The organism is Rhizobium sp. BK008 (assembly GCF_014197345.1).
In the GTDB taxonomy this organism is placed as follows: Bacteria; Pseudomonadota; Alphaproteobacteria; order Rhizobiales; family Rhizobiaceae; genus Rhizobium; species Rhizobium anhuiense.
On the sequence record NZ_JACIFK010000004.1, the window covers coordinates 288,521 to 302,077 of the forward strand.

A 13,557-nucleotide genomic window follows, 5' to 3' on the forward strand; every position below is an offset into this window, starting at 1 on the left:
ACGTCGAGGACCTCAGATCATTGCGGCTGCCGCTCCTGCCTCGACTGTAACGAAAGGCGGGCTGATCTTGCCGGCCGTCTCGGCGAGGCCCTGCTGTCAAGTTTCTTGGACAAAGGCTGGGCGCGCCGGGCGGCGGAAAGTCGCCCGATCATCTTCTCAGCGGAGGGCGACCGGCAGTGCCTGCACTCTCCAGCAGTGGCAGCAGAGCCTATCCAAGTGGGCGGGTGATAAATCAGATCAAAGTCCACCACCCTCACCCGCAGCATCGAGGACATCTAGCGCACCCTGATGCCAATAGGGTCGTTTGCAGATCAAAAACGGCAAAAGATTCAACACGCCATCGGAAATACAAATCAAACAATAAATGGTTGCGTTGACTCTAATATGCTACCTGTTGTTTAATGACGATGTCATTAACGGAGGAACGCAAGATGTCCGTCACGTTAAATTCTCCAATCTCATGGAAAAATCCATCTGCCGACGACAGCACTATGCTTGACAACCTTCAGCCGAACATCATCAAGGCGCATGTTCGTGAGTTTTTGACTCTGCTTTTTCTGCGGTTTGACGATAAGGAAGCTGCGAAAAACTTCCTTCGGGCAATTTCCACGACGCTGATGAAATCGGCAAAGCAACATTTAATGGAAATTGAAGCATTCAAAGCCAAACCTTCGACGCCGGGAACGCCGTACATCGGGCTTGGCCTTACTGACGAGGGCTATCAAGCCCTCCAAATCGCCCAAAGGCCGAGCGATCCGATATTTCGCGCGGGCATGCAAAAATCCGACTTGAATGACCCTGATGTCAGCAGGTGGGATTCTTATTTTCGCAATCCCATCCATGCGGTCGTTCTGGTGGGAGATATGCTCAATGACACCAAGGTCACTGCTCACGATCAGGTGGTAAACTTGATCCAGGCCTCGCATGGGGTAACAATCGTGGGGACGCAAGATGGCCTGGGTCTTCACAATGACAATAGAGAAGGTATCGAACACTTCGGCTATGTCGATGGGCGCAGCCAGCCGCTGTTTCTGCTGGAAGACATCGACGCGGAAGAAAACGCGACAGATGGAATTGCCAACTGGGATCCGGCTTTCCCATTAGAACAGGTTATTGTTCCTGATCCAGCAGCGCCCGATCCGGCCGTTCATTTCGGAAGTTACTTCGTATACCGGAAGCTGGAACAAAACGTCCGCCGGTTCAAAAGGCAAGAGCAGAAACTTGCAGATCGCTTGTTCGGAGCTGATGACGAAAGGGCCGGCGCCATGGTCGTCGGGCGCTTTGAGGACGGAACGCCGGTCACGATGCAGTCAGAAGACGGCGTTGAGTCACCCGTCCCGAACAACTTCAACTACTTCAGCGACAAGAGCGGCGCAAAGTGTCCCTTTTCAGGGCATATCCGAAAAACCAATCCGCGCGGGTCGGGCGGGTTCGAAAACAGTGCTGGCGAACGAAAGCACCTCATGGCCCGACGCGGCCAAACCTATGGCGTGCGAACAGATAATCCGAACGATGGCAGGATCGAGAACAAACCGAGTAAATACGTCGGCCTGTTATTCATGGCGTTCAACAGTGATATAGGCAATCAGTTCGAATTCACGCAGAAAAATTGGGCCAACAATCCCGGTTTCCCAGCTGTGCCGACCGGCTTTCCAGCGCCTGGGGTCGATCCGGTCATCGGTCAAACAAAACAAGATGCTGCGCGACCAGATATGGAAGGAGCGGCCATCTGGGGTGATCCCGGCTCCCTCAAGACCGTTGCAACCGTTCCTCAAGCGGTGAAGATGAAGGGAGGCGAATATTTCTTTATGCCGTCCCTCGCATTTCTGAGCTCGCTTTAAGCTTGCCATGACGTTGGCGGGCAATCCCGCCGACGTCATTCCACGGTCATCTCCAGGCGCTCTCACTCTATAGCGCCGCGCACGATGCCAGGCGAGCATTCGGCTGATGCGGCGTGCGATTGTGCCTTCCGGCTCCCTCCGATGCGCCTTCGGTGGCAAGCGAGTTCCTGCTTGTCGAGGGCTGGATGACGGTGGCTTACGCCGCCGATCCGGCAGCAACGCCGGAGCCGGTCGCTTGCCGCATCGCAGCCATGCTTGAGATCCGGTTGAGCTTTGGGCGGGCATCGTGTAAAGCCGCAGCATCCCCGGACAAGACCCAGGCTTTCGGCCCAGATTTCAGCAAGGCGTGAACATATGGACGGCTTCGACCTCATCATCTTCGACTGCGACGGCGTTCTCGTCGATTCCGAAATCATCGCGGCGGAAGTCGAATCCGCGCTGCTGACGGAGGCCGGCTACCCGATCGGCGTCGAGGAAATGGGCGAGCGTTTCGCCGGCATGACATGGCGCAACATCCTGCTGCAGATCGAGCGCGAGGCGAGCATCCCGCTTTCGGCCTCGCTGCTCGACAAGTCGGAAAAGATGCTCGACCTCCGGCTGGCGCAGGACGTCAAGGCCATTGCGGGGGTCGAATTCGCCGTCTCCCGGCTGCCGATGAAGCGCTGCATCTGCTCGAATTCCAGCACCAAGCGGCTCGACATGATGCTGACCAAGGTGGGGTTGAAGCCGCTGTTTGCACCCAACATTTTCTCCGCCAAGGATCTCGGCCCCGACCGCGCCAAGCCGAAGCCCGACATCTTCCTGCACGGCGCAAGCCAGATGGGAGTTTCGCCCGACAAGGTTGTCGTGGTCGAGGATTCCGTGCACGGCGTGCATGCGGCGCGCGCCGCCGGCATGCGCGTCATCGGCTTTACCGGCGCCTCGCACAGCTATCCCGCCCATGCCGATAAATTGACCGATGCCGGCGCCGAAACGGCGATCTCGCGCATGAACGACCTGCCGGGCGTCGTCGCCGCCTTGGCCGCCTGGGACAACGTTCTCTGAAGCGCCCGAAGCCCGCTAGCCCGCTCTGGTTTGAGCGTACGACTGCCCTCACCCTAGCCTGACCGGGTGGCGGCAGCCGGATGAGGGGCCGCTATCGATGAGCTCCCAGGCCGGTGTAGGCCGAAGGCCGAATTGCTTAGCTGCTCTTCTTGGTCTTCGCCGGCTGGGTGTCGAAGCCGACATTGACGCGCACCAGGGCGCCGGCGCCGACCGGCATCTTGATGCCTTCCTTGCGGAAGATCACCTGCGTGCCAGGCGCGCCTGCCGGGATCTCGGTCGCGAACTTGGTGACCTCGGAATAGAGCACGTTCTCGCCGTCGAGGATGGTGACGCGGATCGGCAGCGTCAGCGGGCCCGGCGCACCGGCCGGGCCGGTGATCAGGCGCAGCTGGGCGACGACCGTCATCGTCAGGTTGGTGTCGTTCAGCGTGCACTGGCGGGTGTAATCGCCGAAGGAGGCCTGGTAGACGATCTGCTGCGGATCGTCCTTCTTGCCCTTGGCATAGGTGCGGAAGATCGCATCCTGGTCACGCATGAAGATCTGCGGGCAGGCGCCCTGGACGACCGGGGCAACGGTGCCCTGCGCGGTCGTGGCCGTGCCGATCGACGGATTGTTCGACGAGGGGTTGGCGGGTGCCAGCGGCATGATCTGGGCGGTGCCGTTCGGCTGGGTCGGCGGTGCAGACGACTTGCTGTCTCCGCCTATGCCGAGCGAGTTGCAGCCGGCGAGCAGGGCAAGAAAAGATGCGGAGACGATGAGACGCGAGACCTTGCCGAGCACCATATTCCATCCCTTGTACAAGCGTTTCTTGGAGGCCCCATGTCTTTTCCGCGAGGCCTTTCATGACGGTTTGCGATGGTCTATATCAGCGGCGCAAACAAAAATCGATTGGGTAAGCGCCGTTTTGATGCACTTTTCGCCGCCGGATGCGGGCAACTTCAACAGGATACCCGCGATGGCGTGCCTACGGGGCAGCCCCTCTCCAATTTTCGGCAGAGCAAGCCACGGCTGCGCCCGGCCGGATTTCTTCCAGCGATAGATCAAGGATGACGAACGTGGACTATATCTCGACCCGCGGCGAGGCCCCTTCCCTCGGCTTTTGCGACGCCCTGCTGACCGGGCTGGCGCGCGACGGCGGGCTCTACGTTCCCCGTAAATGGCCGAGCTTCTCGAAGAAGGAGATCCGGGCACTGCGCGGCAAGACCTATCAGGAAGTGGCCTTCACCATCCTGTCGCCCTTCACCAACGGCGAGATCCCCGACGACACGTTCCGGGCGATGATCGACGAGGCCTACGGCACCTTCCGCCACCCGGCGATCGCGCCGCTCGTCCAGACCGGGCCGAACAGCTTCGTCATGGAGCTCTTCCACGGCACGACGCTCGCCTTCAAGGACGTGGCGATGCAGCTGCTCGCCCGGCTGATGGACTATGCGCTGGAAAAGCGCGGCGAGCGGGCGACGATCGTCGGCGCCACCTCGGGTGATACCGGCGGGGCGGCGATCGACGCCTTTGCGGGCCGCGAGCGCACCGATATCTTCATCCTCTTCCCGCACGGCAAGGTGTCGCCGGTGCAGCAGCGGCAGATGACGACCTCGTCTTCGCCAAACGTGCATGCGCTTGCCGTCGAGGGCAATTTCGACGATTGCCAGAACCTGGTGAAGGCGATGTTCAACGACGTGGCCTTCCGCGACAAGGTTCGTCTCTCCGGCGTCAACTCGATCAACTGGGCCCGCATCATGGCCCAGATCGTCTATTATTTCACGGCGGCCGTCGCCCTCGGCGGACCCGACCGGAAGATCTCGTTCACGGTGCCCACAGGCAATTTCGGCGACATCTTCGCCGGTTACTGCGCCAAGCGCATGGGCCTGCCGATCGATCGGCTGGTGATCGCCACCAACGAGAACGACATCCTGGCGCGGACGCTGAAGACCGGCCGCTACGACATGAAGGCGGTCAAGGCGACGAGCTCGCCGTCGATGGACATCCAGATCTCGTCGAACTTCGAACGGCTGCTGTTCGAAGCCTATGGGCGCGACGCCTCGAAGGTGCGCGCGGCGATGGAGAGTCTCAAACAATCCAATGGCTTCGAGATTGCTCCTGAAGCGCTGAAGGCGATCCGCCGCGACTTCCGCGCCGGCCGCGCCAGCGAGAAACAGGTGGCCGAGACGATCCGCAAGACCCATGCCGAGACCGGTTATCTGCTGGATCCGCATTCGGCGATCGGCGTCTTCGTTGCGGCGAAGAAAGAGAAGCCGAATACGCCGATGGTGACGCTTTCGACCGCGCATCCGGCGAAATTCCCCGTCGCCGTAAAATCCGCTTGCGGTATTGACCCGGCGCTTCCGACGTGGCTTGCTGATGTGATGCACAGGGAGGAGCGTTTCCAGATCATCAAGCCGGAGCTGAAAGCCGTTGAGACTTTTATCGGCAAACATGCCCGTGGCGAGACGACAGCAGGCGCAGAAAGATAGCCAATGACAGTTGAGTGCACCCGGCTCAAATCCGGGCTGACAGTAGTCACAGAAACCATGCCGCACCTTGAAAGTGTCGCGCTCGGAGTCTGGATCAAATCAGGATCGCGTAACGAGACGGGAGACGAGCACGGCATCGCCCACCTGCTCGAACACATGGCTTTCAAGGGCACGGCGCGCCGCTCGGCCCGCCAGATTGCCGAGGAGATCGAGGATGTCGGCGGCGAAGTCAACGCCGCGACCTCGACCGAGACGACCTCCTATTATGCCCGCGTGCTCAAGGATCATGTGCCGCTCGCCGTCGATATCCTCGCCGACATCCTGACGGAATCGGCTTTCGAGGAGGAGGAACTGGAGCGTGAGAAGCAGGTGATCCTGCAGGAGATCAACGCCGCCAACGATACGCCCGACGACGTGGTGTTCGACCGGTTCTCCGAAGCCGCCTATCGCGACCAGACGCTCGGCCGGGCGATCCTCGGCACGCCGGAGACCGTCGTCTCCTTCACGCCGCAGCAGATCCGCGGCTATCTCGGCCGCAACTACACGACCGACCGCATGTTCGTGGTGGCGACCGGCGCCGTCGAGCATGATGAATTCGTCCGCATGGTCGAGGATCGTTTTGCGAGCCTGCCGACTTCGCCTTCCGCCCCGCCCGTCATGGAAGCGGCGCGTTATATCGGTGGCAGCGTGCGCGAACCGCGCGACCTGATGGACGCGCAGATCCTGCTCGGCTTCGAGGGCAAGCCCTATCATGCCCGCGATTTCTACTGCTCGCAGATCCTTGCCAATATTCTTGGCGGCGGCATGTCCTCCAGGCTCTTCCAGGAAGTGCGCGAGTTCCGCGGCCTCTGTTATTCCGTCTATGCCTTCCACTGGGGCTTTTCCGACACCGGCATCCTCGGCATTCATGCCGCGACCGGCGGCGAGAACCTGCCGGAACTGTTGCCGGTCATCATCGACGAGCTGCACAAATCCACCGATGCCATCCACCAGAAGGAAATCGAGCGCGCCCGCGCCCAGATCCGCGCCCAGCTGCTGATGGGCCAGGAGAGCCCGGCTGCCCGCGCCGGCCAGATCGCCAGGCAGATGATGCTCTACGGCCGGCCGATCTCCAATCCGGAGATGATGGAGCGGCTGGAAGGCATCACCATCGAGCGGCTGACCGACCTTGCCGGCCGGCTGTTCTACGACACGGTGCCGACGCTTTCGGCGATCGGGCCGTTGGAGCAGCTCGCGCCGATGGAAGACATCACCGCCTCGCTTTCGGTCCCGGCGTCGAAGACGCTGCAGGCAAGCTGATCCGACGTCCGTCTGCCGGGAGTAATCGATGGCAAAATCCGTTTTTCGGTTTCTGTCTCGGCAGCCGGAAGCGGTGGAGCTGGAGAACGACAGATATCTCCTGCGCCTGCCGCGCTACCAGGATTTCAACCAGTGGCACCGGCTGCGCGCCGAAAGCCGCAAATTCCTCGAACCCTGGGAGCCGACCTGGCGGCGCGACGAGTTGACGGAGGGCGCCTATCGCGCCCGCGTCATCCGCGGCAAGCAGGAATATGCCTCGGGCCAGGCGGTCCCGCTGTTCATTTTCCTCAAAGGCGACATGACGCTCGTCGGCGGCATCACCATCGGCTACATCAGGCGGGGTGCGGCACAAAGCTGCATGATCGGCTACTGGATGGGCGAGCGCCATGCTGGCCAGGGGCACATGTTCGCCGCCCTGCAAATGGTTATTCCTTACATCTTCACCGGGCTTGAGTTGCACCGTATCGAAGCAGCCTGTATTCCAGATAACGCGCGCAGCATCCGTCTGCTTGAAAAGGCCGGGTTTCAGCGAGAAGGCTATCTGCGCGGATATTTGAAGATCAACGGTCAGTGGCATGATCATGTGATGTTTTCACGTCTCGCCACCGATACGGATAAAGGCAGGAAAACCGACAGCCGATGACCAGAGACCGCATGCTGCCCAAGTCACCGTCCGGACGAGTGATCGCGGTGATCGCAGCCCTTTTCCTGGCGGCCTTCGCCTTCGTGGCGGGTACGGCCCAGGCGGCCGAACCGGTGAAGATTTCCCGCGACGATACCGCGCTCGACCTGACCGCGACGACCGAGATCTATGTCAACCAGGGCGAGGCCTTCCAGGTTTCGACGGCCGCGGGCGCCGACGGCATCCGCCGCCGCATCGAGGTCAGGGCAAGCTCGGAGAACCATCAGGGCGACTGGGCGGTGTTTGCGCTCGCCAATGTCTCGGAGGAACAGCTCGAGCGCGTCATCGTCGCGCCGCATTTCCGCCTGGTCAATTCCAAGCTGTTCTGGCCGGATCTCGGCTCGCAGCGCATCAGCGCCATCACCCCGAGCGAAGGCTTCGCGCTCGACCGGCAGCCGAGCGACGAGGCCGACGTCTTCCGCATCACGCTGAACCCCGGCGCCGTCATCACCTTCGTCGCCGAACTGTCGACGCCGGAGCTGCCGCAGATCTATCTCTGGGAACCGAACGCCTACAAGGATACGATCAACGCCTTCACGCTCTATCGCGGCATCGTGCTCGGCATTGCCGGCCTGCTCGCCGTGTTCCTGACCATTCTCTTCGTCGTCAAGGGCACCTCGATGCTGCCGGCGACGGCGGCCCTCGCCTGGGCGGTGCTCGGCTATATCTGCGTCGACTTCGGCTTCCTCGGCAAGCTCATCAGCGTCGCATCGGCGGACCAGCGAATATGGCGCGCCTGCGCGGAGGTGGCGCTGGCGTCGAGTTTCGTCATCTTCCTGTTCACCTATCTGAACCTCAACCGCTGGCATGCGCATCTCGGCTACGCCACGCTTGCCTGGGTGCTCGGCCTTGCCCTGCTCTTCGGCGTGGCGATCTACGATCCGTCGATCGCCGCCGGCATCGCCAGGCTTTCCTTCGCGCTGACGGCGACGATGGGGCTCTTGCTCATCATCTATCTCGGCTTCAACCGCTACGACCGCGCCATCCTGCTGGTGCCGGCCTGGGCGTTGATCCTCGTCTGGCTGTTCGGGGCGTGGCTGACGGTCACCGGGCGGCTCGACAACGATATCATCCAGCCCGCCCTCGGCGGCGGCCTGGTGCTCATCGTGCTTCTGATCGGCTTCACCGTGATGCAGCATGCCTTTGCCGGCGGCGCGTTCCAGCAGGGGCTGTTTTCCGATCTCGAGCGGCAATCGCTGGCGCTGACCGGCTCCGGCGACATGGTCTGGGACTGGGATGTGGCGCGCGACCGCGTGGTTACCATTCCCGATGTCTCGACCAAGCTCGGCCTATCGCCGGGGACCATGCATGGCGCGGCGCGCAACTGGCTGCCGCGGCTGCATCCCGACGACCGCGACCGCTTCCGCGCGACACTCGACGTGCTGCTCGAACATCGCCGCGGGCGGCTGAACCACGAGTTCCGCATCCGCGCCGAGGACGGGCATTTCCACTGGCTGTTGATCCGCGCCCGGCCGGTGCTCGGCTCGAACGGCGAGATCATCCGCTGCGTCGGCACGATCGTCGACGTGACCGAGCAGAAGAATTCCGTCGAGCGGCTGCTGCACGATGCGCTGCACGACAATCTGACCGGCCTGCCGAACCGCCAGGTCTTCCTCGACCGGCTGCAATCGGTGCTGGCCCTGGCGCCGGGCGGCGACACGCTGCGGCCGACGGTGATGGTGATCGACATCGACCGCTACAAGCTGGTCAATGATTCGCTCGGCGTCGCTGCCGGCGACAACATCCTGATCGCCCTGACGCGGCGCCTGCGCCGGCTGTTGAAGCCGCAGGACACGCTGGCCCGGCTTGCCGGCGACCAGTTCGGCCTGATCCTGGTGTCCGAGCACAATCCGGCCAAGGTCGCCGATTTCGCCGATGCGATCAGCAAGGCGATCATGGTGCCGATCAACTTCGCCAATCGCGAGATCATCCTGACGGCCTCGGTGGGGCTCGCCTCCTGGGTCGACCGGCAGGAAAGCGCCACCGGCCTGCTCAGCGATGCCGAGCTTGCGATGTACCGGGCAAAACGGGCGGGCGGCAACCGCGTCGAACCGTTCCAGCCGGCCTTCCGCGATTTCGGCACCGACCGGCTGCAGCTGGAAACAGATCTGCGCCGCGCCATCGAGCGCAAGGAATTGTCGATGGTCTATCAGCCGATCGCCAGGCTTGAGGATGTCGAGATTGCCGGTTTCGAGGCGCTGATGCGCTGGGAACATCCCAAACGCGGCAATATCCCGCCATCCGAATTCATTCCGATCGCCGAGTCCTCCGATCTCATCGGCCCGCTCGGCATGTTCGCGCTGGAACAGGCGACCAACGATCTGATGAGCTGGCAGCACCAGACCGGCGAATTGCCGATCTTCGTCTCGATCAATCTGTCGAGCGTGCAGCTGCTCAACAACGAGCTCTATGACGACGTGCGCTCGGTTCTCGCCAAGACGCATTGCCATCCCTCGCGGCTCAAGCTCGAACTGACGGAATCCATGGTGATGGAAAATCCGGAACAGGCCCGCCTCGTGCTGCAGAAGCTGAAGGAGGCCGGCATCGGGCTGGCGCTCGACGATTTCGGCACCGGCTATTCGTCGCTCGCCTATCTCACCCGCTTCCCCTTCGACACGATCAAGCTCGACAAGGCGCTGGTGCGCGACGGCAGCGACAAGAAGGCGACCGTGCTCCGGTCGGTGATATCGATGGCGCGCGAGCTTGAGATGAAGGTAGTGGCCGAGGGGATCGAATCCAACGAGGACGCGATCGAACTCGCCAAGATGGGCTGCAGCTACGGCCAGAGCTACCTGTTCGGGCCGCCGATCCCTTCGGAATCGGTACTGCGGCTGCTGCGCGACCGCTTTCCGCTGACGAAACGGGCCTGAGCGGAACGGCCATTCCCGCAAGTTCTATGTGCGTCACGCCCGACTCGCCCGAACGCTCAGCCATCGATCATGGGGCTTTCCGACGCACAGACGCACCTCGCTGACGATCCAGCCGGCGTCCGTGAGTGCGGACCGCAGGGCAAACTCGCGCCAGTACGTCTCGACGTAGCGCCGGGGCGCTGCAGCACTGCCATGTGTGGACACGTCCTCGCCTTCGCCCTCTCTTACCGAGGCGTGCAATCGGCCACCGGTCCGGGTCGCCTCGGCAAGCCGTCCGAGCACCGTGCCGAAATCCTCGCGCGCGACATGAATCAGGCAGGCACAGGCCCAGATCCCGTCGTACGGCGTGCCGGGACGCTGCGGGTCGGCCAAGTCTTCGGTCAGCGGGTCCAACAGGTCGGCCTCGAAGCCATTTTCGCGAAGCAGTTCGACGAAACCCTTTGCAACGTCGGTGCGCCGGACGCTAATCCCCCGCTTCTCAAGCGCAAGTGCATCTCGCCCGCCACCGCTTCCGATCTCCAGCACCCTGCCCGAGCCGCCCAGCCCGGTCACGAACGCATCGATCTCTGTCGCGACCCATTCGGGCATCGCCGCGGCCTCCGCAGCGTACTCCGCCGCGACCGCATCATAGGACCGCACGGTATCCAGGTCGGTGCTCATCCTGGCGTTCCTCCTTCAAGACAAGAGGCCTGATAAGCGAGAGGCCCGTCAGTCCGTTGCGCCCTTCACACTTCGGCAGTGGGTGACATCGCGGGCGATTTGCTTCCGAGCTTTAGCAGAGATGCGGTCAGAAATCACCGACCGAGCCAATGCTGCCGGGCGGTAATGCGCCTCCATTCAGACGTTTGAGCAGACTTTGCCCTCGGTGAAAAGCGGACCTCGCGGGCGAATATGCACTGCAGATCGATGCAGCGCTTAAGCTCTACTTCTTAGTTCAAGCAAGAATGCTGTTACCGCAGCGGTCATACCGCTGACGATCTGCCATGCGTTGAAAAGCTCGACGTGCATAGCCTCAAGGTCAGCCATCATCGCATCGCGTCCTTTGTCGGTCTGGATTTTGAAGTTGTGGGATTCATAGAAGCGATGAAACAGCCTGTTCCGCGTTTGCAGCGCGGACGCGAAGCGATCAGCCAATCCATCGTCAAGCTCTACGCATTTTTTCAAGCTATGAAGTAGGTGGCCCAACGTGCTCCGGTCGATGTCGCGAAGGAGTTTCCGCGCCTTGTCGGAGTCCGCTTTGAACCTCCAGCCTTGTTCAATCGCGCGGGCGCAGAGAAGCAGCGAGCCGAGTTCAACCTCGAATAGTTGTGCTGCTTCCGCCGTTATGCCGAATTTTGCGTAGAGTTCATCGCGAGTCGCCAATGTCCTAGCCCGCAATTGGTTGTGGCGCTGTCGGACCTAGCTCGGCGACAAATTGGCTCGCATGAAGAGACGCGATGCCATATTGCGTCTGCGCTGGCGCGATGCCAGCCCCAAGGGCGGATGCCACCGGCATCGTCTGTGAGTAGGTCAGAATCAACGTGCCCGGCTTGCCGGCATTTGGCGCTGCTTTTACCCGCGTGATGCCGACATAGAACAGCCGCCGTTGCTCTTCCATTTCTAGGGCTTGCTGCGCAACGGGGAGTGTGTCGTCGGGCTGCTTTGGGAGCAAGCCTTGTATGCAGCCCGCGATGATTGTGACAGGCGCGCTAAGCCCCTTGCTCTTGTGAAGGCTCATAATCCTTACGTCTTGGATTTCCGATGGGATGTCGGGCTGGTTTATCGCTTCTTGAAGCCGCGACAGGAACTCACCGTTGATGTCCTCACCTTCAATGCCTTCGTCCATGTCCATTTCGGCAAGAATGTCGAGCGACAGTTGCCGGATGTCGCGTGTTGTAATCTGTCCATCCGGGAATAGCTCATCGACGATAGACGCTAGGTCCGGATGCACCTCCAACGCATTAAGCTCCGCCACGAGGTCATTGAAGGCGACGACGATTCCGCCAGTATGAGGCAAAGAAAGGTTTCCCGCCGCGATCTGCTCTAGCGTCTGCCACGGTGTCAGACCGGAAGCCTCGCAATGGTCGCGCACACGACGGTAGCCTGCCGCGTGCCAATTATTACCATCAATGCCGATCAACCATCGCAGGGCGACACGGTCGTCTCTGTCGATAAGGAGTTTCAGCTTCGCGAACGCGCCGCGGGCTTCCAGCGCGTCCAGTTCCGCTTCCGCATAGTAGGAACGTACTGGAATTTGCCGGGCGACAAGCGCCTCGTAGATCGGCGTTCCAATCACACCACGCTGCGCAAGCACCAATATGTCGCCGGGAGGTGTGCCGTTCGTAACCATCCCTGCGATGATGTTCGCAACGCCATTCACCTCGTTTGCGAGCGACTGGTATTGAATAATTCTGACGTCGCCCGGCCCATTGGCGGGCAGCGGAGCCAGCGCGCGAGGCACTGGTCTGATTAGATTTTGGCCTATCAGGCTATTAGCCATCTCAACAACGTGGGTGGGGCAGCGGCGACAATCATCTAGCCCGAGATCATCCGCGCCAGCATTTGCAACAAGCCATTCCCGAATCCCATCCGGGTGAGCGTGCTTGAAGCTATAGATCGATTGGTCGTCGTCACCGACAATGCAGACGTGTGCGTGATCGGAAAGAAGCTCGATCACCGATTGTTCAGCACGGTTGAGGTCCTGATATTCGTCAACCAGTATGTGTTGGAACTCATTGCGTTCCTGCGCCGCGGGGTTGTTTCGCAGATATTGGTAAAGCTGGGGAATCACTTCGCCGATTAGCATGGCGCGATGAAAGCGGAGCCAATTTAGTAGGTCCTGTTGAAACGCCGCGTCTGCGGGAACGAGGACATATCCCGGCTGTTCATGTTGCAGTCGAGCCCAAGCCGCTTCATACGCTTGCTTGAACTTCTTTACCGTCCTCTTTCCTCCATGTGCGCCCATCAAGTCGCAAATGAGCGGTTCCAGTTCAAATTCGTTAAGCGGCCTCGGCACTCGGCCGGTTGCGCCAAGCACGTGATTTCGCATCAGCATACGCATGGCGAGACTGTGAAGCGTAACACCAGTCAATCCGTCGCTACCTGCCACGTCCATGTTCACTAGCTCACGATGGAGGTCTTCTGCGGCGACTCGAGTAAACGTGACCGGCAGGATCGACGCTGGGGCGATCCCTTCTTCCAAGAGTCGTGCCACCCGACGTTTCATCGCGAACGATTTGCCCGTGCCGGGACCTGCCACGACACGCACCCGGAGATTCGTTGACGATGCAATCTGATAGGCAGGACTTCCTATTGCTAACCCTTCAAACCAAGGCATTTTTCCCCCAAAGATTCTTGTGCTCACTTTGCT

General features: G+C 61.1%; 10 protein-coding genes and 1 pseudogene. 7 read left to right on the forward strand and 4 right to left on the reverse strand.

Features of this window, described 5'->3' with window-relative positions:
- Positions 1-21 precede the first annotated feature (21 nt).
- The 3 genes and pseudogenes from FHT69_RS19310 to FHT69_RS19320 form a co-directional block, all read left to right on the forward strand.
- A pseudogene (locus FHT69_RS19310) lies at positions 22-228 on the forward strand (hypothetical protein); the annotation flags it as partial.
- 203 nt (positions 229-431) lie between these two features.
- A complete protein-coding gene (locus FHT69_RS19315) occupies positions 432-1,841 on the forward strand; it encodes a Dyp-type peroxidase (protein WP_183905831.1) in 1,410 nt (469 codons plus the stop codon).
- A gap of 354 nt (positions 1,842-2,195) precedes the next feature.
- Complete coding sequence (locus tag FHT69_RS19320; RefSeq protein WP_028755737.1) at positions 2,196-2,885, forward strand: HAD family hydrolase; 690 nt, start codon at positions 2,196-2,198, stop codon at positions 2,883-2,885.
- A 136-nt stretch (positions 2,886-3,021) separates the two neighbouring features.
- On the opposite strand, the gene FHT69_RS19325 is transcribed toward FHT69_RS19320, so the two are convergent.
- Positions 3,022-3,669: a hypothetical protein gene (locus tag FHT69_RS19325; protein ID WP_028755738.1), complete on the reverse strand. Its 648-nt coding sequence runs from the start codon at positions 3,667-3,669 to the stop codon at positions 3,022-3,024.
- A gap of 263 nt (positions 3,670-3,932) precedes the next feature.
- Between FHT69_RS19325 and thrC the strand changes: the two genes are divergently transcribed.
- Genes thrC through FHT69_RS19345 form a run of 4 tightly spaced genes read left to right on the forward strand, consistent with a single transcriptional unit; the run spans position 3,933 to position 10,208 of the window.
- Positions 3,933-5,357 (forward strand): threonine synthase, encoded by a 1,425-nt coding sequence (gene thrC, locus FHT69_RS19330; RefSeq protein WP_047613972.1) that lies wholly within the window; start codon positions 3,933-3,935, stop codon positions 5,355-5,357.
- A gap of 3 nt (positions 5,358-5,360) precedes the next feature.
- Positions 5,361-6,656 carry a M16 family metallopeptidase gene (locus FHT69_RS19335; protein ID WP_183905832.1) on the forward strand — a complete coding sequence of 432 codons (1,296 nt, stop codon included), beginning with the start codon at positions 5,361-5,363 and terminating at the stop codon, positions 6,654-6,656.
- Positions 6,657-6,684: 28 nt separating this feature from the next.
- A complete protein-coding gene (locus FHT69_RS19340) occupies positions 6,685-7,299 on the forward strand; it encodes a GNAT family N-acetyltransferase (RefSeq protein WP_028755741.1) in 615 nt (204 codons plus the stop codon).
- The gene (locus FHT69_RS19345) at positions 7,296-10,208 is read left to right on the forward strand and encodes a sensor domain-containing phosphodiesterase (protein WP_028755742.1); all 2,913 of its coding nucleotides are present in this window, start codon (positions 7,296-7,298) and stop codon (positions 10,206-10,208) included. Before FHT69_RS19340 ends, FHT69_RS19345 begins: the two co-directional genes overlap by 4 nt.
- 33 nt (positions 10,209-10,241) lie before the next feature.
- Here FHT69_RS19345 and FHT69_RS19350 read toward each other — a convergent pair whose 3' ends face one another.
- The 3 genes from FHT69_RS19350 to FHT69_RS19360 form a co-directional block, all read right to left on the reverse strand.
- Positions 10,242-10,868 carry a class I SAM-dependent methyltransferase gene (locus FHT69_RS19350; protein ID WP_183905833.1) on the reverse strand — a complete coding sequence of 209 codons (627 nt, stop codon included), beginning with the start codon at positions 10,866-10,868 and terminating at the stop codon, positions 10,242-10,244.
- Positions 10,869-11,123: 255 nt separating this feature from the next.
- Positions 11,124-11,570, reverse strand: a complete 447-nt coding sequence (locus FHT69_RS19355) for a DUF3037 domain-containing protein (protein WP_183905834.1) — start codon at positions 11,568-11,570, stop codon at positions 11,124-11,126.
- Between the two features lie 4 nt (positions 11,571-11,574).
- Positions 11,575-13,524: an ATP-dependent helicase gene (locus FHT69_RS19360; protein WP_183905835.1), complete on the reverse strand. Its 1,950-nt coding sequence runs from the start codon at positions 13,522-13,524 to the stop codon at positions 11,575-11,577.
- Positions 13,525-13,557: the final 33 nt, after the last annotated feature.